Below are 24,069 nucleotides of genomic sequence, written 5' to 3' on the forward strand. Positions count from 1 at the left end.
CCATGACCTCGCGCAAGGACAGGCTGAAGAAGCTGGTGGTGGTGCAGGAACAGCTGAAGGCGCTGCATGAGACGCGCCACGCCGGCTATGTCGCCCAGGCGGTGGCGGCCGAGGCCGAAGCCCAGGCGCTGACCGAAAGCTTCGGCAACGCCCAGGACATGGCCGAGCTGTTCCCCGATCTCTATCATCGGCGCATTTCGGCAGCGCTTGCCCGCAAGCAGATCAATCTCGGCCTGGCGAGCCACGAGGCCGGCAAGGTCGCCACAGCGACCGCCCGCACCAACATGGTCGAACGTGCCTATCGCGACGTCCGCCGCCAGGACGAACGCGACAGCGCCGACCGCGAACGCCTTGAAATCATCGAGAGAAAGTCGAGCGAATGACCCTGGGGATCGGAACCGGTTTTCGGAAGAGATTGTTCACGGTTTCAACGCCTTACGGCGTCCCCTGCGCACATGGATGGCCCCACGTCGCCGTGGTGACGGCAAGTAAGGTTGCGGCAAGCTTGACCCTCCACAATCAACAGTAACGAAACCGGAAAGGCGAGCCAGCTTTGGCCATCTCCCCCCCAAGCGACATTGTTCTGGACGTTGCCAAGGCCGTAGAGCCGTCGGGCGTCCAGGCCGCGCGCGCCGCTTTGGTCAACCGTACCAACAACGTCGCTGGCGCCTTCTCGCTCGGCGAGGCGGCTTTCGGCGCGGGCGCCTCGCGCCAGCCGGACAAGGCAGCTCCTGATGCCGGCATGAAGCGTTTCGAAGCGATGGTGCTTCAGACCTTCATCGAGAACATGATGCCGAAGAACACCGAGAGTGTTTACGGCAAGGGCATGGCTGGCGACATGTGGAAGTCGATGATGGCCGAGCAGATGGCCAATGCCACCGCCGACGCCGGTGGCATCGGCATCGCCAGGTCGCTCATGCGTGACCACTATATGAAGAACGACAAGGCGGTTTCCGTCGGCGTCGTGACCGGTGGTCCCGACCAGGCCGCGCTCGATCAGCAGGCGAGCCAGACGACCGCCATGCTCCAGGAAATGCAACGGAAGATGGTCCAGTCGCTCGGAGGCGGCGAGGCCGGCTCCGCAACTGACACAGATCGTAGAGGGTAACAAATGACGGATTTCGCCGACTACAGGGCAAGCATGCCTGCAAACACCGACGTCGCCGAAGCGGCGGTCCGGCCCGGCAACATCAGCGTCATCCTCAGCCGCATCGAAGATGCCGTCGAGGAAGAGACCGCTGCGATCCGCACCGACGTGCGCTTCGACATCAAGGCGTCCAACGCACGCAAGAGCCGCTATCTCTATGAGCTCACCCGCGCCACCAAGGGCGTCGTCGAGGGCGAATTCCCGATCGAGCTGAGGACCGGCGTCGAACGCCTGCGCGACAAGCTGGTGGCCAACGAACGCGCCATCCTCGCCCATCTCAGTGCCGTAAGCGAAGTCGCCGGCCTGCTCAAGGACGCCATCCAGCGTTCCGAAGCTGACGGTACCTACTCGGCCAATGAATTCGGGTGGGCGCGGTGATCAAATTCATCGTTGCGGCGCTCTGGATCGTCGCCGCGACGCTCGGCGCGGTCTTCTATTCCTTCCAGGCGGCAGCCAGCCTGCCCCCCGCCGAGGACAAGAAGCCGATGCTGGGCGGCCTCGACTACGTCAAGACCGACGTGATTTCGGTGCCGCTTCTGAAGGGCGAGCGCGTCGAGGGATATTTCCTGACGCGGCTCGTCTACACGGTCGAGCCCAAGCAGGTCGCCAAGATGTCCATTCCGGTGGCGTCGCTCCTGACCGACCAGGTCTACAGCTATCTCTACGGCAACCCGCAGATCGACTTCACCCAGTACGACAAGATCGATCTCGATGCCTTCCGCAATGGCATCCGCGACAGCATCAACCAGCGCATCGGCGACAAGATGGTGCAGGAAGTGCTGGTCGAGCAGATCGATTTCCTGACCCCCGACGACGTTCGCGACAACGCAGTGCGCAAGCGCTCTGCAGCCGCGGAGGCCGCCAAGTCCGCCGAAGCGGCAGCACCGTCGGGCCACGGCGAAGCAGCCCCCGCACCTGCCCACTGATATCAAGTCGGCTTTTTTTGCGACCCGTCCTCGACAGCTGTGTCGAGGACGGGTCGATGCTTTCATCGTCAAAACTACGTTGACGTAAACGTCAATCGAACGCTATAGGTTTATCCAGTCCTGTGACGCGGCCGGCCTGTCCGGGTTTGTCCGGGGAGGTGAAGCAATTGCGGGAAAAAGGCGCAAAACGCCTTTCCGTCAGGATTGCCTCAGGAGATAGAGCGTTTCGCGGAGCGCCGCGCCGCAAGCCGCGCGAGCGCCATTTCAGGAAATCAGGAGAGTTCCATGAGCATTCAGGCAGTCGCAGACCAGATCAAGTCGAAGGTGGAAAGCTCGGGCTTCGACCGCTCGGTCAAGTTCGACACCGGTTCCGACGGCGTCATCGTCATCGACGGCGGCACGCTGTCGACCACCGACGGCCCGGCCGACTGCACCATCAAGCTGTCGCTCGACAATCTCGAGTCGCTGATTTCGGGCGACCTGAACCCGACGATGGCGTTCATGACCGGCAAGATCAAGGTCGAGGGCGACATGACTGTCGCCATGGGCCTGAGCAAGTTGCTCGGCTGACAGGCATCCGCATGGTTCCCTGCCCCGCGACACCTGTCCGCGGGGCAGCAGACAAGAACGCCTGCCCGGCAGCACCCCGAAGCTGCTGAGGCCATACCGGCCACGCTTCGGCCTGACATCAGGGTCATGCCGGAATTTACCGACACCGGCAGCAACGCTGTAATGTCCGCATAACCGTTTGCGTCCACTCCCCGCTCGACAGAGTTGAGCCGGAGACGCATATGAACGGGAAATACCTTTCACATTCATCGAAACTGGCGAATGAGCGCTCCACCGGCCCTTGCCGTGGAACAGGCCGTCGCCATGTGCTGCTTGCGACACTGCTGATCTCAATCACCGCATCAAGCGGTTGCGCCAGCTGGATCGGGCGGTCCGAAGATGAAGAGGCTGCTCAGCCCCAGATCCGTCTCAGCAATGCGGACCAGCCGGTCGCCGGCTCGCAGGACTGTGCCAAGGCCCCCAACCGGACTCCCGGACCGACCTGCTTTCCACCGGCCCCGAGGAACCACTGGGCAAGCGATGCCGCTTCTGCCCTGAGAGTTCCAGCACCATCTGCACCCGGCAGCGGCGCATCCAACCAGTGACCTGGCGTCCGGGCCTATTGCTTCCACCGATCCGTCGCAATGCACCCGCAATCAAATTGCGCCAGACCTTGGCCTGAAGGGACCGATCTGGAAGATGACGATGAAGCGCAAGACAATGGTGGCCGCGGCGATGACATGCGCGGCCTTGCTGGCCGGCTGCGTCGAAGACCGCTACGGCCCTCGCGACTGGGACGGGCCGCGGCACAGCCCGCGCGGCTGGGACGGACCAAGGCATACACCGAGACCATGGGATTCACCGCGCGACTGGCGCGACTATCCACGCAACCACCCGCGCGACTGGCGCGATCCTCCGCGCAAATGGCCGCGCGGCGAGCCTCGCCCTTCACGCCCTACCTATCCCGGTCCGATAGATTGCCGGGGCGGTCCGGCAACAACGCCATCGCCCGACTGCATCGACAACCCGCGCAGCGAACCCCGCCCCTCGCGCCCGACCTTTCCCGAACCGCTGGATTGTCGCGGCGGCCCAGCGACGACACCTTCGCCCGACTGCATCGACAGGCCAAGGCCGCGCGGCGGACGTTCCGACGCGCAGCCGATCCTGGAATAGAGGTTAGCGCTGCCGCTCAGGCAGCGAGGCGGGTCCGCTCGGATTTGACCTTGCGACCGGCCGCCTTGAGGACGCCTCTCGCATCGTCGAGCGTCCCTGCGATGAGTTCGAGCGCCAGGAAGCGCTCGCGCTCGTAGGGCCCCGGCATCGCGAGCGAGCCGGTCTTGTCGGCGGTGAAGCCGAAGCGGGCATAATAGGGCGCATCGCCGACCAGCAGCACTGCATGATGGCCAAGCCGCGCGGCCTCGGCAACCGCATGGCGCATCAAGGCCGAGCCGATGCCGGCGCTCTTGACCATGGGATCGACCGCCAGCGGGCCGAGCAGCAGCGCCGCCTGACCGCCCTCGCCCAGGCGCACGTCCCACAGGCGCACGGTGCCGACCACAGTACCCGCCTCGTCGCGTGCGACGAAGGCAAGGCCCTCGGACGGTCGACGGCCGCGCCGCAGCTTCTCCGACGACTTCTTGCGCCGCTTCGGGCCCATCGCCCGGTCGAGCAGGGCTTCGCGCGCGGCGATGTCTGGGATGGTTTCAGCCACGATCACGATATCGGGCGAGGTTTTGGTGACGTCTTCGATGTTCATTTCCGCGATCCTTCACGAGCGGAGATCTGTTCCACAAGCGAACCCGATCGGGCGCGCCATAGGCTCGCCCGTCGGGGTGATCTGATCGGCTCCGGCCCGGAGGCCGCTGCGAGCCGTCAGATCACGTAGGATCGGAGAGGCTCGAAGCCGTTGAAGGCGACCGCCGAGTAGGTGGTCGTGTAGGCGCCGGTGCCTTCGATCAGCACCTCGTCGCCGATGGTCAGCGACAGCGGCAGCGGATACGGCGCCTTCTCGTACATGACGTCGGCCGAGTCACAGGTCGGGCCGGCGAGCACGCAAGGGCTCTTTTCATCCGCGTCGCGGGCCGTCACGATCGGGTAGCGGATCGCCTCGTCCATCGTCTCGGCGAGGCCGCCGAACTTGCCGATGTCGAGGAACACCCAGCGCACATTGTCGTTGTCGGCCTTCTTCGAGATCAGAACGACTTCCGACTTGATGACGCCGGCGTTGCCGACCATGCCGCGACCCGGCTCGATGATCGTCTCCGGGATGTTGTTGCCGAAGTGCTTGCTCAGATACTCGAAGATCGCCTGGCCATAGGCCTGGGCCGCGGGCACGTCCTTGAGGTAGCGCGTCGGGAAACCGCCGCCCATGTTGACCATGCCGAGCATGATGCCTTCCTCGGCGAGCTTGGCGAACACCATCTTGGCGTCGGCCAGCGCACGGTCCCAGGCGGTCAGATCGGTCTGCTGCGAGCCGACGTGGAACGACACGCCATAGGCGTCGAGCCCGAGCGACTTGGCAAGGCGCAGCACGTCGACAGCCATCGCCGGCACGCAGCCGAACTTGCGCGACAGCGGCCATTCGGCACCTTCACCATCGGTCAGAACGCGGCAGAACACGCGGGCGCCGGGCGCGGCGCGGGCGACTTTCTCGACCTCTTCGACGCTGTCGACGGCAAACAGGCGGATGCCGAGTTCGAAGGCACGCGCGATGTCGCGCTCCTTCTTGATGGTGTTGCCGAACGAGATGCGCTCGGCCGGCGCGCCGGCATCCATGGCCATCTCGATCTCGGCCACCGAAGCGGTGTCGAAGGACGAGCCCATGCCGGCAAGCATGCGCAGGATTTCCGGCGCAGGGTTTGCCTTCACGGCATAGTAGATCTTGGATTCAGGCAGGGCCTTCTCGAAGGCGCGGAAATTGTCACGCACGACATCGAGGTCGACGACGAGGCAGGGGCCGTTCGGACGGCGGGTGGCGAGGAAGTCGAGGATGCGCTGAGTGGCCATAGGTCTCTCCATTCGCGCGGACGCCTCCGCGCAAAGCTCAAGCAGCGGGAGCGGTCGTCCCTCGACCGGTCTGTCCCGCAGTGGACAAAGTGCATGACGACTGCCCACGAGTCCGGCCTGTGGAGATCCCGGAACCATGAACGCGTTGTCACGCGGCGGTGAGCGAACGCCTTGCGGCGACTGCTCGCTTTGTCTGCCTTGGCTTGGATGGGAGACCCGTCCGCACTGCCGGCAATGAAGGTGTGCCTCTTCAGTAACCCCGGCTTATGGACAGCCGGAAGAGAACCAGAAAGGCCCGCACCGTCGTTGCTTCAAGACGTCCTCGGATCGGCGGTTGGCCGCTGAACCGACCGGGCTCGTTACTTCCCGGGTACCGTCCCGAAATCCTCGCCATTCGAGGTTCGGGGGACGCCCACAGGCACGTGCGACTTTGGGCAAGCGGGGATATATGCACCTCGTCCGTCACAATCAATCGAAAATCGGACCCCGGCTTGAAAAATTACGTTCATCGAACAATGCTGCCGGGATCGTACACAGGTTTCAAACAATGCTCGTGACGTCCGATCCTTTCAACGCTTTCCTCGATGTTCCGCAAACCACTGTTCCCAATAAGGAATCCGGCAGTCTCGCAGGCCTGCGCCTCGCGGTGAAGGACATCTACGACGTCGCCGGCTTCGTCACCGGTTGCGGCAACCCGGATAGGGCGGCCAAGGGCCATCTCGTCGAAAGGACCGCCCCGTCGGTGCAGTTGATTCTCGAAGCCGGCGCGCGATTCGTCGGCAAGACCCAGACGGACGAACTTGCCTTCTCGCTGATGGGCCAGAACGCGCACTTCCCCCACCCGATCAATCCTGCCGCTCCCGACCGCGTCACCGGCGGCTCGTCATCGGGCTCGGCCGCCGCCGTCGCAGCCGGCCTTGCCGACATCGCCATCGGCTCCGACACCGGCGGCTCGATCCGCGCACCTGCCAGCTTCTGCGGCCTCATCGGCTTGCGCACCACCCACGGGCTGATCTCGCTCGACGGCACGATGAAGCTCTCCCCAAGCCTCGACACGTTCGGCTGGTTTGCCCGCGACATCGACGTCTATGAAACTGTTGCGAAGGTTCTGGTTGCCAAGGACACGCATGGCGGCAGTCTCACCCGGCCGATCAGGCTCGAGGCGCTCGACGCCCTGCCGTTGGACGAAGCCGAAGCTTCCGAATACGGCCGCATGTGCAAGCTGGCCGAAAAGGCCGTCGGTACGATCTCGACCGCAGCTCCGCTCAGCCAGTCCTCCGACGAGCTCTACTGGAGCTTCCGCCGGATCCAGGCCTACGAGGCCTGGCAGGAGCATGGCGCCTGGATCGCGTCCGGCGACCGCCATCTCGGCCCGGGCGTCAAGGATCGCTTCGAATTCGGCCGCACGATCGAGTTGGCGACCTATGCCGCCGAGACGGAAAAGCGCGGGCGGTTCCGCCGGGAACTTGCCGGCCTGCTCGGCGACGACGGCATCCTGGTGATGCCCACCGTGCCGGGCGCAGCCCCCATGGCCGACGGCACCAACGACGACCTTCTCGCCTATCGCGAGCGGGCGCTACGGCTGCTCTGCCTTTCGGGCCTGTCGGGCTTCCCGCAGATCACACTGCCGTTCGGCAAGGTCGATGGCGCCCCGTTCGGCCTGTCGCTGCTCGGCCCCGCCGGCAGCGACCTCGCACTCGTGCAACTGGCGCGCAAGATCCTGGAAGCTTCCGGCAAGTAGAAATCCGGGTCAAACTATCGGCCACATCCCGTTCCGCTATGTCCACCAGTTCGACCTCGACAAGGATGTGGACCTTCTCGAACTGCCCACCAGCAACCTGATGGGCTGGATGTTCGGCGATGTCGACACCCTGGTCCTGACGATGAGCAAGAAGGATCTCGCGGCAGGCCGGTTCGACGCCGTCAGGACCCAGGTCTCGAACTGAACCGTCCCGCCAACGCGCCTGGCACGACAGCCTCCACCTCATGACCCTTGACCCCCAGGTGTGAACAATCCTAGCGTCGTCGTAGCCAATTTTTGAACGAGACCGCAGGCACCATGGACACACTCACCCGGATGCGCGCCTTCATCGACGTGGTCGAGGCCGAAGGCTTCTCTGCCGCGGCGCGCAAGATCGGCCGCTCCAAGGCGCTGCTGTCCAAATATGTGCGCGAACTGGAAGACGAGCTTGGTGCGCTTCTGCTCAACCGCACGACGAGGCAGTTTTCGCTGACCGAAGCCGGCCACACCTATTATCGCCGCGCCTCCGAGATCATCCGCGAGGTCGACAGCCTGGCCGATGCGGTGCGCGAATCCTCAGGCGACGTGCGTGGCCGCGTCAAGCTGTCTGCGCCGCGCACCTTTGCCGACGCACCCATCGGCCATTCGCTGATCGACTTCGCCAAGGAGCACCCCGACATCGTGCTCGAAATCCACCTCGATGACCGTTTTGTCGACCTGGTGGAGGAAGGCTTCGACCTCGCCATCCGCATTTCCAGGCTGGAGAACTCGTCGCTGATCGCCCGCCGTCTGGCGCCCTTCGGCATCAGGCTCTGCGCCTCGCCTGAGCTGATCGCGAAATACGGCATGCCGCAGCGCCCGACCGACCTCGCGAACATCCCCTGCATCATCGACACCAACGGCCGCTGGCTGTCCAACTGGCCGTTCACCAGCGATACCGGCGACACCATGACCGTTTCGGTAAGCGGACCGATGGAAGTCAACAGTCCCATGGCGGCGCGTGCTGCCGCGGTTGCCGGCCTCGGCTTCGCCATACTGCCCGACTTCATCGCCGCACCCGACATCGAGGCGGGGCGGCTGGTGCCGGCTCTCGACGACCGCCGTCTGTCAGGCGGCGGCATATTCGCCGTCTACCCGCACCGGCGCTACCTGCCCGCCAAGATCCGCGTTTTCGTCGACTTCCTGGTGCAATGGTTCAAGGTCAACCCTTGCGACCATCTCAAGCAGTGAGGCACCCGGTCCCACTTTCGCCCGCTTTCTGGTAACTGTCGGCACCACTCGAATTCCGGACCGACAGCGCGATGATTCTGAACACCCGAACCGCGATGCTCGCCGCTTCTGCGGCGGCATTGCTGGCCATGACGATACCGGCCAGCGTGCACCCGCACGTCTTCGCCGAGGCGCGGCTGGATGTCATGCTCAATCCCGACAAGACGGTGAAGTCGCTGCGCCACCTCTGGCGCTTCGACGACCTGTTCTCAAGCACAGTGCTGATGGAGTTCGACAAGAACTCCGACCTCAAGCTCGATGACGCCGAACTGGCCGAAGTGTCGAAGACGGTGTTCGAATCCATCGGCGAATTCAATTACTTCCAGGTGGTGACTTCAGACGGCAAGGACGTGGCGATGAAGCCCCCGGCCAACCTCATGGCCACCTTCGAGGACCAGCAGCTCATCATCCTGTTCGAGACCGAGCCGAAGGAGCCGCTGAAGCTCTCCGGCAAGCTCGACTTCGGCGTCTACGATCCGACCTTCTATACGGCAATCGACTTCACCGACGACGCCAACATGACGGTCGCCGACCTGCCTGCGAATTGTACGCGACAGGTGATCCGCCCCGATCCGGACCAGGCCATCGCCCAGAACCAGGCGAGCCTGACCGAAGCCTTCTTCAACGATCCGGCCGGCACCGACATGAGCAAGATCTTCGCCACCAAACTGGAATTGAACTGCAAGGCCTAGGGGTGACCAAGTGAAGAAGACGACCGTCCGCGTGATTTTCGCGCTTCTCGCCATCAGCTACGTGCTCAGCCATTTTTCCGGCCTTGCCCATGCGCAGAGCTCGCTCGGCATCGGCACCAACGAGGCGACCGTGCCCTCGACCGGCCTGTTCGCCGGACTGCTCAACTGGATCAACCTCCACCAGCAGCAATTCTACCGGTCGCTGACGGGGGCGCTGAAGGCGATGCGCGACGGCGGCGGCGGCGTATGGGTGCTGGTCGGCCTGTCCTTCGCCTACGGCGTCTTCCATGCCGCCGGGCCTGGCCATGGCAAAGCGGTCATCTCGTCCTACATGCTGGCCAACGAAGTCGCTCTGCGCCGCGGCATCATGCTGTCCTTCGTCTCGGCCTTCCTCCAAGGCCTGACGGCGATCGTGCTGATGACGCTCGTCTTCCTGGTACTGCGTGGCACTTCGGTGTCGATGACCAATGCGACATGGTTCCTGGAAACGGTGAGCTACGCGCTGATCGCCGCCTTCGGCGCCTGGCTGCTGTGGAAGAAGCTCAAGCCGATGGCCTTCGGCCTGGCAGGTGTTGCCCCTGTTCACAGTCTGTCGGCTGCCCACGCGCATGGCCATGATCACGACCACGCCACTTGCGGTCATGACCACTCGCACGATCATCATGAGCACGCTCACCATGGCCACGATCACCACGGCCACGCTCACGTCGAGGGCGAAGTCTGCTCGACCTGCGGGCATTCCCATGCGCCTGACCCCAGGATGTTGGAAGGCAAGCATTTCGACTGGAAGACGGCATGGTCGGCGGTTGCCGCCGTCGGCATCCGCCCCTGCACCGGCGCGCTGATCGTGCTCAGCTTCGCCTTCCTCAACGGCCTCTGGGCCGGCGGCATCCTGTCGGTCCTTGCCATGTCGCTGGGAACGGCGATCACCGTCTCCGCACTCGCCATCATGGCCGTCACCGCCAAGAACTGGGCGGTTGCCGTTGCCGGCAACGGCCGCGCCGGCAACCGCATCCACAATGCCATCGAGATCGGCGGCGCCGCCCTGGTGATGCTGCTCGGCCTGGTGCTGCTTGCGGCCAGTCTCAAGGCCTGAGCCGCACATGAAAATGCCGGCCATGGCGTGACGCCGGCCGGCAACGATCCTGTCATCAAGGCATGAAAAATCCGCCCTGGAGTTGCGGCTGCCAGGGCGGAATTTTTGCCACGTACCGCGTGGCTCGGGTTGTTACATCGTGGTCTTCTTTGCAGCCGGAGCAGCGGCCTTCTTGTGCTTCTTGTGGTGCTTGGCCTTCTTGTGATGCGGCGCCTTCTTGTGATGGACAACCTTCTTCACCATCGGGGTGGTCGCGGTCGTCGCCTGGCCGGCGGCGGGAGCAGCAGCGGTCGCGCCAGCAGCGTTTGCCGAGCTGGCGGTCAGCACGGGCGCCGAGAAGGCCAGGGCAACGGCAAGGCCGAGGGCGGTCAGGAGAGGCTTGTTGGTGGTCATGTCCAGTTTCCTTTTGCACAAGGGGGCTGTCAGGAGAGTGCCGATCAGGGTTCGATCGGCTGCACTCCAAGCATCTTCAGCGCTGTCGCATAGGCGCGGATGCCCTGGGCCTGCTGGTTGCCGGCACAGAATTTCATCGCCTTTTTCTGAAGAGCTTTTGCTTCGGCGGCCCGTTTCGCCTCGGCATGTCCGGTGATTTCGTCAGCGAATTGCTGCTGCAGCTTGTTGCAACGATCGGTCCGGGTGATCGTGCCTTTCGTCTGCGTCGCGGCATCGGCAGCACCAAGCGAAAGCGCTGCGAGCAGTACGATCGTCGAACTGGTCACAAGTTTCCGCATTTCGGTTCCGATTTCCTCAACCACTGAAGCAGTGAGGCTGTTATCGCCGACCGGCTTGTCGGCTGTTTTTCCGGTTTGCAGAGTTTTGTTTCTGGATTGTAACAGCCGGAATTCTGTGCGCCCCGGGCGCGAGTTCACTGGTCAATTCGGGCTGCGGACCTTATTTTGCCAATGTCCGAAAGGATGCCGTGCAGCGCAGATGCGGAAACAGATGAATTGAAAGCCGACGCCCACATTCTCATCGTCGACGACGACAAGGAGATCCGCGACCTGCTGCAGGAGTTCTTCCTCAAGCACGGCATGCGCGTGTCGACGGCCCGCGACGACGACGAGATGCAGGCGGCGTTGCGCCGCGCGCCCGTCGACCTGATCATTCTCGACGTCATGCTGCCGGGCAAGAGCGGCCTCGACATCTGTCGCGACCTGCGCATGCATTCCAAGATCCCTATCATCATGCTGACCGCCGTCACCGAGACAATCGACCGTGTCGTCGGCCTGGAGATGGGCGCCGACGACTATGTGCCGAAACCCTTCGATCCCCGGGAGCTTCTGGCCCGCACCCGCGCCGTCCTGCGCCGGCCCAGCGCTGCGGGCACGACCCATCGCCCGGTCCCGCAGCTGTTCAAGTTTGCCGGCTGGGCGCTCGACGCATCGCGCCGCCGGCTGCTGCGGCCAGACGAGGTCCGCGTCGAGCTGACCACCGCCGAGTTCAACCTGCTGCACACGCTGGTTCGCAGCGCCCAGCGCGTGTTGAGCCGCGAACAGCTTGTTGAATTGTCCAACCAGAACGGCGATTACAGCTACGACCGCAGCGTCGACATCCTCGTCAGCCGCCTCAGGCGGAAGATGGAGGACGACCCGCGCTCGCCGAAGCTGATCCTGACCGTGCGTGGCGGCGGCTACCAGTTCGTGCCCGAGGTCTCGGCCGAATGAAGTGGCTTCTGCCTAGGTCCCTGCCTGCATGGGTCCTGCTGATCGTCATTGCCGGCTTGCTCGCCATCCAGGTCTCGACGCTCTCGATCGTCTCGCGCGAGCGCACAACCTCCAACAACATGCTCGATCTGTTGCGGCTCAACGACCGGGCCCTGTCGCTGACCAAGCTGATGTATGCGGAAAAGCCGGAGGACCGAACGCGCATCGCCGCCGGCCTGTCGGTGCCGCCGCACGTGCTGACGACCACCGATTCCTCCGCCATCACCTCGTCCATACCCGTCGACGACGAGATGGCCGAGCTCGAGGACATCATCGTCGGCCGCCTGTCCAAATATGGCGTCGAGGAAGCGCGGGTGCGCCGCGAGAAGGCCAAGGCCGATGCCGGCCAGCATACGTTCCAGCCGGAACCCGACATGGGCAATGTCGAGCGCGAGCTCGTCGACCTCTCCTCCGACTTCACCACCACCGACACATTCATCGTGTCGATCGAGTTCAAGGACGGCCAGTGGCTGAACTTCACCTTGAAGGCGACGCCGCTTAGCCCGCTCCTCAACATCGACAGCCTGCCGCTTTATGGCTCGGTCGCAGGCCTTGTCGTGCTTCTATCGATCTGGGCCCTGCGCCGGCTGACAGCGCCTTACCGCGCCCTCGAACGTGCTGTCCGCCGCATCGGCGACGATCTCAAGAGCCCGCCGCTGCCTGAACATGGCAGCAGCGAATACACCTCCGCCGCCCGCGCAGTGAACACGATGCAGGCGCGGCTGCGCGAATATGTCGAGGACCGCGAGCTGCTTGCCGCGGCCCTTGCCCACGACCTCAGGACCCCGCTGACGCGCATCCGCCTGCGCCTGGAACTGTTGCGCAAATCCCCGTTGCGCGCAGCCCTCATGCAGAACCTGGCCGACATCGAGGCGATCTCGTCGTCCGTGCTCGACTTCGCCACTTATGAGGCAAGAGGCGAGGCCCCGGAGCGCATCGACTTCTGGTCGCTCGTCGATTCCATCGCGGACGCCAACCCCAACGTCACCTTCGACGGGGCCCGCAAGCATGCACGCGGCCTGATCTGCATGGGCGAGACAATCGCGCTGCGCCGATGCATTACCAACCTGGTCGAGAATGCCGTCAAATACGGCGGCAAGGCGCGGCTGTCGCTATCGCATGACGAAAGCCGGGTGCTGCTCGCCATCGACGACGACGGCCCCGGTATCCCCGAGGCGCAGCTGGAAACGATGTTCCGGCCGTTTACCCGCATCGAAGGGTCGCGCAACCGCCAGACCGGCGGCTTCGGCCTGGGCCTGACGATCGCCCGCAACATCGCCCGTCGCTTCGGCGGCGAGGTGACGCTGCGCAACAGGCCCGGCGGCGGATTGAGGGCGGAGCTGGCCATGCCCATGGCCAGCGGTGCACAGGCACGCGCCGCCGAGTAGGATCATTTCAGGAAAGGTTTGACGCAACTTTCCGCGAGGAATTTGCGCTGGACCAAAAGACGAAGCGTGGCGCGAAAACGCGCCGGTCTCAGTTGCCGCTGTTGCGCTGGTTGCGCCCGCGCAGCCAGAACACGCCGAAGAAGGCGATGACGAACAGCACCGCGATGGCGCCAGCGGCAATGGTCGAATAGTTGCCAACCGCCAGCATGACCTTGGGCATGAAGAAGGCGGCGAGGCCAAAGACGATCATGATCCAGGCTGCTGCCACGGCGGCATTGCGGGTCTTGGTGTCCATCGGCTGTGCCTCGGCTGTGGTGCTGCGGACGATCCGCTGAGGTCCGCTTCATAGCGCCCAATGTCAGGCCCGCCAACAGCAGACGGCGGGCCTGTTGTCGCACAGGGCCTGGGCTCAGGCTCCGAAATCGGCGCGATAATCTTCGAGCCGGCGTTTCTGCTGGCCTGCCGCATCGAAGTTGGCGGGATCGAGCCAAGCTTCATAGGCCTGCTTGAGTGCCGGCCACTCCGTGTCGATGATCGAATACCAGGCGGTGTCGCGGTTCTCGCCCTTGGCAACCATATGCTGACGGAAAATGCCTTCGAATTTGAAGCCGAAACGCTCGGCGGCACGCTTGGAAGGCTCGTTGCGGTTGTTGCACTTCCATTCGTAGCGTCGATAGCCGAGGTCGAAGATGTAACGGGCGAACAGGAACTGCGCTTCGGTCGCAGCGGGTTTTCGCGCGACGATGTCGCTCCAGTAGATGTTGCCGATCTCGATGGCGCCATGAGCCGGATCGATGCGCATCAGTGTCTGGCGGCCGGCCATCTTGCCGCTCGCCTTGTCGATGACGACGAAGAACAGCGGGTCTTCGCTTGCCGCCGACTTGTCGAGCCAGGGCTGGAAATCGGCCCGCGTGCCGGGTTTCGTGTCGAACAGCCAGCGGAAGCGGCCCTCTGCGTCCTCGGCCGTCGCCATCTCGAACAGCCGTTCGCCGTGCTTTGCCGCATCCAGCGGCTCCAGCCGGACATAGCGGCCATCAAGGGCAACGCGCTCGGGGCGCGGCCGTGGCTTCCAATCCTCAAGGTTCCCGGACAAGAATTCCTCCAATGTGTTTGACATCTCGGGCCTCACTCTCGCAAGAATCCAAAGACATCGACAGAACCAGACGGATGCCCGCAATGCTCCAAACGATTGCCGCCTTCGACCGCCTCGGCGAAGAGAACGCCTTCGCCGTACTCGCGCGTGCGACGGCCCTTGCCCATCAGGGCCGCGACATCGTCAATCTCGGCATTGGCCAGCCCGACTTCCGCACGCCCGAGCACATCGTCGAGGCGGCGATCAAGGCGCTGCGCGATGGTCACCATGGCTACACACCTGCCAACGGCCTGCTGGTGACGCGCGAAGCCGTCGTGCGGCGAACGCTGGCCACCACTGGCGTCGAGGTGTCGCCCGAAAGCGTCATGATCATGCCCGGCGGCAAGCCGACCATGTTCGCCGCCATCCTGATGTTCGGCGAACCAGGCACCGAAATCCTCTATCCCGATCCGGGCTTCCCCATCTACCGGTCGATGATCGAGTTCACCGGGGCAACGCCGGTGCCGGTGCCGATGCGCGAGGCCAATGGTTTTGCTTTCTCGGCCGAGGAAACGCTGTCGCTGATCACACCCAGGACGCGGCTTCTGATCCTCAATTCACCCGCCAATCCGACCGGCGGCGTAACCCCGCGCCAGGAGATCGAAAAGCTGGCCAGGGGACTGGAAGCCCACCCTCACGTCGCGATCATGTCGGACGAGATCTACGACGTCATGACGTATGACGGCGAGCGCCACACCTCGCTGCTTGCCTTCCCCGAAATCCGCGACCGGCTGATCGTGCTCAATGGCTGGTCCAAGACCTGGGCGATGACCGGCTGGCGCATGGGCTGGTCGATCTGGCCAAACGGGCCCGAAAGCGGCCGGCTCTACGACAAGGTGCGCAAGCTTGCGGTCAATTGCTGGTCCTGCGTCAACGCGCCGAGCCAATATGCCGGAATCGCCGCCATAGACGGACCGCAGGACGACGTCGGCGCGATGATGCGCGCCTTCGACGCCAGGCGGAAGATCGTCGTCGCAGGGCTCAACGCCATCGACGGCATTTCCTGCATTACGCCCAAGGGTGCTTTCTATGCCTTCCCCAACATCGAAAGGACCGGCTGGCAGGCCAAGGAGCTGGCGTCGGCGCTGCTCGAGGAAGCCGGCGTGGCGCTGATCGGCGGCCCCGACTTCGGCATCCTTGGCGAAGGCTACATCAGGCTCTCCTACGCCAATTCGGAGGAGAACATCCTGCGCGCGCTGGAGCGGATCGAAGCGTTTCTGGCGAGGTAACGGCAGCAGCCTCGCCGCTGCTCCTGGCTAGGCAGTGAGTTTTCCGGGTCGATAGGCCGCCAGTCCCGGAATGATCCGCGGAACCTGGCGGGCATAGTCGTCATACTCCGGGAAGGTTGCGCGCAGGATCGCTTCTTCATTCAGAATGCGGCGATATTGCAGTCCACACCAGGCCGCAAAGAGCAGTGCCGACCAGACGGACCAGCCGCCGAGGGCTGCTCCCAGCGATGCCACTGCCTCGGCAGCGTAGAGCGGATGCCGGACGATTGAATAGGGTCCCTGCACCACCAGATGGCGTGCCGCGGCCATGATCGAGAACGAGCGGCCAAGATGGATCGCACACCAGATCGACAAAATCGTGCCGAGCGTAGCGAGGCAGGCGGCGGCGATCATGATTTCCGGCGCCGGATCGCCTGTCGGCACCACGGCGAGGAACATCAGGCAGAAGGTGCCTGCGATGGCCGTAACCCTTGGCTCTATGCCTGCCGATACATTCTTCGGCGCGCGACGTATGACCGTCAGAAAGACGATCAGCGTCAGAAAAGCCAAACCTGAAATCCGGCTTGCGAGCAGGAATGGCCAGAGATCGATCTGGTCGCGAAGCAGGACAGTCTGAACGATGGTGTGCGCCTGCTTGATCGCCAGATAGAGAAAAATCGCGATCATCAGGCTCTTGCCAAGCAGGTCTTCCAGACGACTGGTCATTGCTGGTTATCTCCAACGGCTGAGGCGAGGCCCTTCGGCCGCGGCCTGTTCGCAACGAACGGATAGGCGAGCTGTTCGTGATAGACTGTCGGAACCGGGTCGTTGGTTCCATATTTGGACGGCATCCTGTCAGGCATGTAGAGCGTGCCGCCGATGGCATCCAGGAAGGACAACTGTCCTGAGAAGTTCTTGTCATAGGCCTGCCGCTCGTTGGCATGGTGCCAGTGATGGAACTGCGGCGACGCCACGATCCATCTGAGCGGGCCGAAATTGATCCGCACATTGGAATGAATCAGCAGCGCCTGCCATTGATAGATCAGGACATAGATGCCGATGGCCGCCGGTGAGAAGCCAAGCGCGAAGATCGGCAGGTAGGACGCAGACTTGGTCAACACCTGGTCGACCGGGTGCACCCGATGCGCCGCCAGCCAGTCCATCTCCTCGATGCTGTGGTGGACCGCGTGGAACCGCCACAGGAAGGGGAATGCGTGAAAGGCGCGGTGCGCCAGGTAGAAGCCGATGTCGGCGATGACGATCACCTCGATCGCCTGCAGCCATACCGGCTGCGACTGGACCAGTTGGCCGACACTGTCCGGGATCAGATATCCGATCAGGACGAGCGCTCCACCGACCACGACGAGCAGGCCGGCCTTGATCAAAATGCCGTTGAAAAACATGTAGAAGGCGTCGTTCAGCCAATGGCTGCGCAACGTCTTCTGCTCGTGACGGTGCGGGATCAACGCCTCAAGCGGTATGAAGATGAGCGCAATGACAAGGAGCGCCTTCAGATCGATAAGATCTGAGAACTGCCAGCTCATCCCAACCTCCGTGATCGACCGGGGGATTAGGCATGAAAACCGCTACCTAGAGGTTAAGGACGAACGACAGACTCTCTGAAGTTGTTCACCCCCGCCCGACATACGGCATCTTCGTCGCCATGACCGTCATGAACAGCACATTGGCGTCGAGCGGCAGACCGGCCATGTAGACCACGGCCTCGGCGACGCGGGCAACGTCCATCACCGCTTCCGCCGCGATCGAGCCGTCGGCCTGCTGGACGCCGACGGTCATCGGCACAGCCATTTCGGTCAGCGCATTGCCGATGTCGATCTGGCCGCAGGCGATGTCGAAGGGACGGCCGTCGAGCGCCAACGTCTTGGTCAGGCCGGTGATCGCATGCTTGGTCGCGGTGTAGGGCACCGAGCCGGGGCGCGGGGCATGGGCCGAGACCGACCCGTTGTTGATGATGCGTCCGCCCATAGGCTCCTGCCGCCGCATCGCTGCGAATGCAGCTCTCGAGCAAAGGAACGAACCGGTGAGATTGACCGCCACCACCTCGTTCCAGGCCTCGACCGGGATCTCGTCGATGGTCGAAGCCTTGTAGCCCATGCCGGCATTGTTGAAGAGCAGGTCGACGCGGCCGAAGGCTTCGGTGATGGTCTCGAACATGTCGTCAACCTGATCAGGCTTGGTCACGTCGCAGACCACCGCAAGCGCGCGTGCGTCGGTCTTGCCGGCATCCGTTATCGCGTCATCGAGCGCGCGCCGGTTGCGGCCGCAGAACACGGTGTTCCAGCCATCGCGGAGCAATGCAGTCGCCACCGCCTTGCCGATGCCCTTGCCCGCGCCGGTGACCACCGCGACCCTGTTGCTCGACATGGCTGCCTTCTCCCCTGCCCGCATCCGGCCCGACGACCGTCACGATGTCAGTAATTTAGCGCGCCGCCGGAAGCAAACCAGTTTGGCCGAGAAAGACGATATGCCGGGAATGGGAACTGGAGCAGTTTGTCGCTCACAGAAAAAGGGCGGTCATTGGCGACCGCCCAGTTTTTCATCGAACCGTGCTTGGGAGGAGGAGAGCCGATCCGAGTAAGAAAAGGATGCGCCTGCTCGGTTAACAAATCCTTAACGCGAAAAATCGCCTTCTAAGGACATTCCGGCGCCCCCCTGAAGCGCCTACCAGCGCGGATTGACGCTCGGGTTGGCGCTGGGTGCAGCCGGTGCAGCGGGCACCTTGACGCTCGAAACCGTCGCCTCGATGTGGTCGACCAGCGCGTCCGGCAACTGCAGGCGGCCGGCGAGCAGATCGAGATAGCCGCGCTCGGCACGGGTGTCGGGGTCGATGGCAAGACGCGAGGCTGTGTAAAGCTCGACCTTCTGCGCCTCGGTCTGGGCGGCAGCAACGATGGCGTCGAGATCGAGCGGCGAATTGAGTTCCTGCATCAGGAACTGCTCGGCATCGGAGCCGATGCCCGAAAGGCTGAGCTTGTCGCCGATCTTCTTGCGCTCGTCTTCGTCGATATGGCCGTCAGCCTTGGCGGCGGCAATCATGGCGCGGATCAGCGTCAGCGCGAACTCGGTCTCGCCCTGCGGTGCCTGTGAGGGATGGAAAGAATCGTTGGATGGCGGCGGCAGAAGCTGCGGCTCGGCTTCTGGTGCGGCAGCGGTCTGCTCGGGAGCATTGCCGGCCTTGTAGTTCTGGTAGGCCTTGTAGGCGAGGCCACCGATGGCAGCCAAGCCGCCAACCTTCAGCGCCGTACCAGTGACCTGCCGGCCAGCACCGGTTCCGAGCAGCACGGCGACCAGCGCGCCTGCGGCCAGCGGATTGTCCTTGGCAAGCTGGGTCGCCTGCCCGGCCTTGTCGCGCACGGTGGAGTCGGTGCCGGGAATCTTGGAGCCGAGAAGATCGTCGAGCAGCTTCTTAGGGTCGAACATGTGTGCCTCCGGTTGTGACTGTCGCGTTGAGGTAGGCGGACGATCGCGACATTACAATGACGCCGGCCGAATTGGCGAGCGTCGGGGCACGATGCTCCAGGTCAACTGCCGATGTGGCGGCCCTGACCGCGTTTCTCTGCAAGTTCTACTTGCTTGTGGCGCTCGGCATAGCGGGCGCGGTCCTCGTCACTGCGCGCCTCGAAACAATGCGGGCAGGACACGCCGGCCTGGAACTTCGGCGACAGCAGTTCCTCGGGCTTCAGCGGATGGCGGCAGGCACGGCACAGTTCCGCCTCGCCTTCTGCCAGGCCATGGGACACCGACACGCGCTCGTCGAAGACGAAGCACTCGCCTTCCCACAGGCTGTCTTCGGCAGGCACATCCTCGAGATAGCGAAGGATGCCGCCTTTGAGATGGAACACGTCGTCGATGCCGAGTGACTTCACATAGGCCGTCGCCTTCTCGCAGCGGATACCGCCGGTACAGAACATCGCCACCTTCTTGCCTTCGAGCTCGCCGCGATGCCCCTCCACCCAGGCTGGAAACTCGCGAAAACTCTTGGTCTGCGGGTCGACGGCACCGGCAAAGGTACCAATCGACACCTCATAGTCGTTGCGCGTGTCGATCACGATGGTATCGGGGTCGGAGATCAGCGCGTTCCAGTCGGCAGCGGCGACATAGGCGCCGACACTGCCGAGCGGGTCGATGCCCTCTACGCCCATGGTGACGATCTCGGTCTTGAGCCGCACCTTCATGCGATGGAACGGCATCTCGGCCGCACTCGAATACTTGACGTCGAGCCCGACGAATTCCGGCTGCTCGTTGAGAAAGGCGATCAGTTCCCCGATCGCGCCTTCGGTGCCGGCAACCGTGCCGTTGATGCCTTCCGACGCCAGCAGCAGCGTGCCCTTGATGCCGCGCGCGCAGCAGAAGGCGGCAAGCGGCTGGCGCAGCGCCTCGTAGCGCTCCAGCCGGCAGAAGCGGTAGAGGGCGGCGACGCGAAAAAGGGGGGCGGGCGTGGAAAGGGTCATGGCGGCAGGCACTAGCGCCTTGCCTCACTTTTTTCAACGCAAGACGGAAAGTGAAAGGATTACAATCGCTTGATGATTCGGCTCCGCACGCGCTGGATGGCCGGACCGCAAAAATTGCCACGCTGCTTTTCCACGCCTGCCAAAACCGGGCCGAATGGCAGTGGCTCAACGGAGGCAAGGCGCATGTTCAGCAGGCATACGGCGGCGGAAATCGAAAAGGCGGCGAAGGAATTCGGGCTCGAGCCGGCAGCGCTGCTCGCCATTGCCGAGATCGAGAGCGCCGGCCAGGTCTTTGCCAAGGTCGAAGGTCGCAACGAGCCGCTGATCCGCTTCGAGGGCCACTATTTCGACCGGCGCCTTACCGGTGACAAGCAGGATCACGCCCGCGCCGCCGGCCTCGCCTCTCCCAACGCAGGCGATATCGCCAATCCGCGCGGACAGGCGGCGCGCTGGCAATTGCTCGGCCGGGCCGCTGCCATCGATCACGGTGCCGCCTATGAATCGACCTCCTGGGGTCTCGGCCAGGTGATGGGCGCGCACTGGCAATGGCTGGGTTTTGCCGATGTCGACGCATTGGTGACCGAGGCGCGCTCGGGCGCGGCGGGCCAGGCCCGGCTGATGGCGCGTTACCTCGACAAGGCCGGGCTGACGGACGCATTGAACGGTCACGACTGGGAGGCCGTCGGTCACGGCTACAACGGCCCCGGCTTCCGCAAGAACAACTACCATGTGAAGTTGGCCGAGGCGTATCGGCGGCAGATCGACGGTCCCGCCCCCGGCGACCAGACCATGAATGTCGGTTCGCGCGGCGAGCTCGTCACCGAGTTGCAGGAGGCGCTGGTGATGCTCGGCTACCCCGTCGACACCGACGGCATCTTCGGCCCGGGAACCGGAGCAGCGGTCAAGAGATTCCAGACGGACCATGGATTAACGGCTGACGGCATCGCTGGCGAGCGCACACAGGCTGCCATCCGCAAGGCGCTGGGCGGCGAAGGCGGAGGTCTCTGGTCGAAGCTGCGCACCTGGCTCTTCGGCTGATACGGCCCGCATCATCGTGTCGCTTACGGTGCTCGTGGACTCGTCGGAACACGTCTGTTAAATCGGTTGAAAAATCCACAGAGGTAGACTGCCATGACCAGCAAGACCCAGAAACTGCTTTCGCTGCTGGATGGCCAGCCGGTCATCCCGGTGCTGAAGATCGACCGTGTGGACGACGCCGTTCCACTGGCGCGTGCCCTGGCCCGCGGCGGCCTGAGGGCCATCGAGATCACGCTGCGTACCCCCGGGGCGCTGGAATGCATCCGCCGCGTCGCCGCCGAAGTCGAGGACTGCATCGTCGGCGCCGGCACCATCCTCAACGCCCGCCAGTTCGACGAGGCTGTTGCGGCGGGTTCGAAATTCATTGTCAGCCCAGGCCTGACCCGCGAGCTGATCGCGGCCGCAGCGCCGAGCGACGTGCCGCTGCTGCCAGGCACCATCACTCCCGGCGAGATCATGGGTGCACTTGAGGCCGGCCTCGATTTCCTGAAATTCTTCCCGGCAGAGCAGGCCGGCGGCGCGCCTTTCTTGAAGGCGCTGTCCTCGCCGATATCGGACGTGAAGTTCTGCCCCACCGGCGGCATCTCGGCCAAGAACGCCAGGGATTATCTCAGCCTGCCCAACGTCGTCTGCGTCGGCGGCTCCTGGGTTGCCCCCGATGACATGGTCAAGGCAGGTGATTGGGCCGGCATCGAGGCGCTTGCCGCCGAGGCGAACACGCTGCGCAAGAACTGAGGCCAGCCCCTCTCCTCCCGTTGGGAATGGAGACCGGGACGTTCCAGACGAAAAAGCCGCGCTGCATCCAGCGCGGCTTTTTCATGCGTGTCCGGAACGTCGGATCAGTTGGTCGGGAAGCGGGCCACCGAGAGGAACTTCACGGCGTTGCCGGTGAAGCGATGGGCGGCGCTCGCCTGGTCGTTGCCCTGCTGGAAGCCAGCCGTATAGACTTCCTTCGGCGCAGTGCGGACCAGATTGTAGGCAAAGCCCGGAGCCTTTGTGTTGGTCGTCACCGTCACCACCTGCTCGCCGCTGCGCAGCGCCCAGCGGGCGGCATCGGGGGCGGCGGCAACCACGACCGGCTTCGGTTCGGGCTTGGCTTCCTGGGCGACAGGGCGCGATGCCTTGCGCGTCGTCTTGGCCGAGGTGCCAACCGCGTCAGCGGCGGGCGCGGACGTCATCACGGCAGCCGGAGCAGCAGCAGGCGCCGGCTCGTTGAACACCGAACGCGGCTCAGGCTGGGCCTCGGACAGGGCCGCGACCGAATATTCGCCCTGTGCGGTGTCGTCCTCGGTCGGGATGTCGTTGGCGGCGGCAAGTGCTGCCTCGACCGACATGCCCTGCGGACGGGAGGACGGCAGCGGCATCTTGGCATCGGCCGCCATGGCCGGAGCATCGTCGCTTGCCAGTGCCATCAATACGCCGCCTTCGGCTGCGGGCTTGAGCTCGGCCGGCGGCGTGTAGTTCGGACGCCAGCTCGGCAGCGGCACATTGGCTGCGATCTGCTGTTCGACCGGGCCTGCCTGAGCGTCGAGCGGTGCCGAGGCTGCGCCGAACGGCACGTTCTCGGGCGCTGCCATGGCAACTTCCGTCGACACTTCGGCCTGCGGCCGCGGTGCGCTGAGCGGTAGCGGCACGCTGCGCGACGGCAATGCGGCGATGATGGTCTCAGGCGCGTCCTGCGCCGGTGCCTGGTCAGCCATTTGCGGCAGTTCGGCACGCTGGGCGTTTTCAGGCGCGACGATGGCAATGCCCGGAAGCGGCTTGGCCGGCTGCGCGGACGCCACCTGCGTGGCCGGAGCCCTGGTCTTCGGGGCCGGAGCCGCCGCGGTATCGCCGTTGTCCTCGTCCTCGTCGGCACCACCGCCGAAGAGCGCTGCAAACAGGCCGCCGCTGCGCTTGGCAGGAGCTGCACTGGCGAGCACCAGGTCGCCGCTCGACTTGCGGGCCTGGTAGGAAGCAAGCGCCTGCTCGAAGCCGGGCAGCGGCTTGCCGTCGGACGGCACGTGCAGCGTCTTGCCGTTCGGGAAGACGGAGACCAGTTCCTGGCGGCTCATGCGCGGCCAGTGGCGCACATTGCCGACGTCCATATGGACGAAGGGCGAGCCCGAACGCGGGTAGTAGCCGACGCCGCCTGCCTGCACGCGCAGGCCGGCGTCGCGCAGCTTCTTCAGCGGCACGCCGGGAATGAAGAAGTCCATGGCCTTGCCCAGCATGTGCTGGCTCTTCTCAGCCACGCCGGCCGAGCGGCTGCGCAGCATCGAGTTGGTTGCCGGCGAGCGATAGGCGGAAACGATGTAGATGTAGTCGGTGGCGCCGACCGAACGATAAGCCTCCCAGACCACGTCGAACAGACGCGGATCCATCCTGGTCGGCTCGTTGCGACGCCAGTCGCGCAGGAACTGATTGAGCTTCTTGAGGCCGGCCGGATCGTACTTGCCATTACGCTTGAACGTGATCTCAGCCTTTTCACCCGTGTGGGTGTAAAAAAGCTTGAGTGTCCGCGTCTCGGCGGAGGCCGTGGCCTGGGAAGCTGTCAGGAAACCAAAACTCAGCATCGCGGCTGTAAGCCACTTTTGCCATGCATTCGATTTCGAGTGACGCCCTTCGGTGTTCTCGATCCTATTCAAATCAAAAGGCCCTGTTAGGCTGCCATCTGTCCCCGGATTTGAAGCCCGGACACGCTGTTGGATTCGCGTCCGAAT

27 protein-coding genes are annotated in these 24,069 nt (G+C 64.1%); 15 read left to right on the top strand and 12 right to left on the bottom strand.

The window, feature by feature from the left end; genetic code table 11:
- Positions 1-2 precede the first annotated feature (2 nt).
- The 5 genes from B015_RS0118850 to B015_RS0118870 all read left to right on the top strand — a co-directional run bounded on the left by B015_RS0118850 (position 3) and on the right by B015_RS0118870 (position 2,643).
- Entirely contained in the window at positions 3-383 is a 381-nt protein-coding gene (locus tag B015_RS0118850; protein WP_018429293.1) for a hypothetical protein, read from the top strand.
- Positions 384-553: 170 nt separating this feature from the next.
- On the top strand, positions 554-1,108 hold the full coding sequence (locus tag B015_RS0118855; protein ID WP_018429294.1) for a rod-binding protein: 555 nt from the start codon (positions 554-556) through the stop codon (positions 1,106-1,108).
- Positions 1,109-1,111: 3 nt separating this feature from the next.
- Complete coding sequence (locus B015_RS0118860) at positions 1,112-1,525, top strand: hypothetical protein (RefSeq protein ID WP_018429295.1); 414 nt, start codon at positions 1,112-1,114, stop codon at positions 1,523-1,525.
- A complete protein-coding gene (locus B015_RS0118865; RefSeq protein WP_040456924.1) occupies positions 1,522-2,073 on the top strand; it encodes a hypothetical protein in 552 nt (183 codons plus the stop codon). The genes B015_RS0118860 and B015_RS0118865 overlap by 4 nt, the downstream gene beginning before the upstream one ends.
- Positions 2,074-2,358: 285 nt before the next feature.
- Positions 2,359-2,643, top strand: coding sequence for an SCP2 sterol-binding domain-containing protein (locus B015_RS0118870; RefSeq protein WP_018429297.1), 285 nt, complete (start codon positions 2,359-2,361; stop codon positions 2,641-2,643).
- A gap of 1,168 nt (positions 2,644-3,811) precedes the next feature.
- Here B015_RS0118870 and B015_RS0118880 read toward each other — a convergent pair.
- Both B015_RS0118880 and odc2 read right to left on the bottom strand, forming a co-directional pair.
- Positions 3,812-4,378: an N-acetyltransferase gene (locus B015_RS0118880; RefSeq protein WP_018429298.1), complete on the bottom strand. Its 567-nt coding sequence runs from the start codon at positions 4,376-4,378 to the stop codon at positions 3,812-3,814.
- Between the two features lie 116 nt (positions 4,379-4,494).
- Positions 4,495-5,628 (bottom strand): ornithine/lysine decarboxylase, encoded by a 1,134-nt coding sequence (gene odc2 / locus B015_RS0118885; RefSeq protein ID WP_018429299.1) that lies wholly within the window; start codon positions 5,626-5,628, stop codon positions 4,495-4,497.
- 547 nt (positions 5,629-6,175) lie between these two features.
- Here odc2 and B015_RS0118890 point away from each other — a divergent pair.
- The 5 genes from B015_RS0118890 (at position 6,176) to B015_RS0118910 (ending at position 10,426) form a co-directional block, all read left to right on the top strand.
- Positions 6,176-7,369, top strand: coding sequence for an amidase (locus B015_RS0118890; RefSeq protein WP_018429300.1), 1,194 nt, complete (start codon positions 6,176-6,178; stop codon positions 7,367-7,369).
- Between the two features lie 67 nt (positions 7,370-7,436).
- Complete coding sequence (locus tag B015_RS33360) at positions 7,437-7,574, top strand: DUF1963 domain-containing protein (RefSeq protein ID WP_018429301.1); 138 nt, start codon at positions 7,437-7,439, stop codon at positions 7,572-7,574.
- A gap of 113 nt (positions 7,575-7,687) precedes the next feature.
- Positions 7,688-8,599 (top strand): LysR family transcriptional regulator, encoded by a 912-nt coding sequence (locus B015_RS0118900; protein ID WP_026227470.1) that lies wholly within the window; start codon positions 7,688-7,690, stop codon positions 8,597-8,599.
- A gap of 71 nt (positions 8,600-8,670) precedes the next feature.
- Entirely contained in the window at positions 8,671-9,330 is a 660-nt protein-coding gene (locus B015_RS0118905; protein WP_018429303.1) for a DUF1007 family protein, read from the top strand.
- A 10-nt stretch (positions 9,331-9,340) separates the two neighbouring features.
- A complete protein-coding gene (locus tag B015_RS0118910; RefSeq protein ID WP_018429304.1) occupies positions 9,341-10,426 on the top strand; it encodes a nickel/cobalt transporter in 1,086 nt (361 codons plus the stop codon).
- A gap of 132 nt (positions 10,427-10,558) precedes the next feature.
- On the opposite strand, the gene B015_RS0118915 is transcribed toward B015_RS0118910, so the two are convergent.
- On the bottom strand, positions 10,559-10,819 hold the full coding sequence (locus tag B015_RS0118915; protein WP_018429305.1) for a hypothetical protein: 261 nt from the start codon (positions 10,817-10,819) through the stop codon (positions 10,559-10,561).
- A gap of 44 nt (positions 10,820-10,863) precedes the next feature.
- Positions 10,864-11,295 (bottom strand): hypothetical protein, encoded by a 432-nt coding sequence (locus B015_RS0118920; protein WP_245262212.1) that lies wholly within the window; start codon positions 11,293-11,295, stop codon positions 10,864-10,866.
- Positions 11,296-11,373: 78 nt separating this feature from the next.
- On the opposite strand from B015_RS0118920, the gene B015_RS0118925 reads away from it, so the two are divergent.
- Both B015_RS0118925 and B015_RS0118930 read left to right on the top strand, forming a co-directional pair.
- Positions 11,374-12,090 (top strand): response regulator transcription factor, encoded by a 717-nt coding sequence (locus tag B015_RS0118925; protein ID WP_026227472.1) that lies wholly within the window; start codon positions 11,374-11,376, stop codon positions 12,088-12,090.
- Entirely contained in the window at positions 12,087-13,517 is a 1,431-nt protein-coding gene (locus tag B015_RS0118930; RefSeq protein WP_018429308.1) for an ATP-binding protein, read from the top strand. Before B015_RS0118925 ends, B015_RS0118930 begins: the two co-directional genes overlap by 4 nt.
- Positions 13,518-13,605: 88 nt before the next feature.
- Here B015_RS0118930 and B015_RS0118935 read toward each other — a convergent pair whose 3' ends face one another.
- Positions 13,606-13,812 (bottom strand): hypothetical protein, encoded by a 207-nt coding sequence (locus B015_RS0118935; RefSeq protein WP_018429309.1) that lies wholly within the window; start codon positions 13,810-13,812, stop codon positions 13,606-13,608.
- Positions 13,813-13,926: 114 nt separating this feature from the next.
- Complete coding sequence (locus B015_RS0118940; protein WP_026227473.1) at positions 13,927-14,610, bottom strand: GNAT family protein; 684 nt, start codon at positions 14,608-14,610, stop codon at positions 13,927-13,929.
- A gap of 83 nt (positions 14,611-14,693) precedes the next feature.
- On the opposite strand from B015_RS0118940, the gene B015_RS0118945 reads away from it, so the two are divergent.
- Positions 14,694-15,878 (top strand): pyridoxal phosphate-dependent aminotransferase, encoded by a 1,185-nt coding sequence (locus B015_RS0118945; protein WP_018429311.1) that lies wholly within the window; start codon positions 14,694-14,696, stop codon positions 15,876-15,878.
- Between the two features lie 27 nt (positions 15,879-15,905).
- Here the strand turns inward: B015_RS0118945 and B015_RS31215 are convergent, their stop codons facing one another.
- The 5 genes from B015_RS31215 to B015_RS0118970 all read right to left on the bottom strand — a co-directional run bounded on the left by B015_RS31215 (position 15,906) and on the right by B015_RS0118970 (position 20,329).
- Complete coding sequence (locus tag B015_RS31215; protein WP_018429312.1) at positions 15,906-16,583, bottom strand: isoprenylcysteine carboxylmethyltransferase family protein; 678 nt, start codon at positions 16,581-16,583, stop codon at positions 15,906-15,908.
- Entirely contained in the window at positions 16,580-17,401 is an 822-nt protein-coding gene (locus tag B015_RS0118955; protein ID WP_018429313.1) for a sterol desaturase family protein, read from the bottom strand. The genes B015_RS31215 and B015_RS0118955 overlap by 4 nt, the downstream gene beginning before the upstream one ends.
- Before the next feature lie 85 nt (positions 17,402-17,486).
- Positions 17,487-18,242, bottom strand: coding sequence for an SDR family oxidoreductase (locus B015_RS0118960; RefSeq protein ID WP_026227474.1), 756 nt, complete (start codon positions 18,240-18,242; stop codon positions 17,487-17,489).
- 297 nt (positions 18,243-18,539) lie between these two features.
- On the bottom strand, positions 18,540-19,298 hold the full coding sequence (locus tag B015_RS0118965; RefSeq protein ID WP_018429315.1) for a tellurite resistance TerB family protein: 759 nt from the start codon (positions 19,296-19,298) through the stop codon (positions 18,540-18,542).
- Between the two features lie 101 nt (positions 19,299-19,399).
- On the bottom strand, positions 19,400-20,329 hold the full coding sequence (locus B015_RS0118970; protein WP_026227475.1) for a rhodanese-related sulfurtransferase: 930 nt from the start codon (positions 20,327-20,329) through the stop codon (positions 19,400-19,402).
- Between the two features lie 183 nt (positions 20,330-20,512).
- Here B015_RS0118970 and B015_RS31220 point away from each other — a divergent pair, with 183 nt between their 5' ends.
- Both B015_RS31220 and B015_RS0118985 read left to right on the top strand, forming a co-directional pair.
- Entirely contained in the window at positions 20,513-21,367 is an 855-nt protein-coding gene (locus B015_RS31220; protein WP_018429318.1) for an N-acetylmuramidase domain-containing protein, read from the top strand.
- Between the two features lie 93 nt (positions 21,368-21,460).
- Positions 21,461-22,102: a 2-dehydro-3-deoxy-phosphogluconate aldolase gene (locus tag B015_RS0118985; protein ID WP_018429319.1), complete on the top strand. Its 642-nt coding sequence runs from the start codon at positions 21,461-21,463 to the stop codon at positions 22,100-22,102.
- Positions 22,103-22,206: 104 nt separating this feature from the next.
- Here the strand turns inward: B015_RS0118985 and B015_RS0118990 are convergent, their stop codons facing one another.
- Entirely contained in the window at positions 22,207-23,922 is a 1,716-nt protein-coding gene (locus B015_RS0118990) for a DUF882 domain-containing protein (protein WP_018429320.1), read from the bottom strand.
- Between the last annotated feature and the right edge of the window lie 147 nt (positions 23,923-24,069).

This window comes from Hoeflea sp. 108, assembly GCF_000372965.1.
Classification (GTDB): Bacteria; Pseudomonadota; Alphaproteobacteria; order Rhizobiales; family Rhizobiaceae; genus Aminobacter.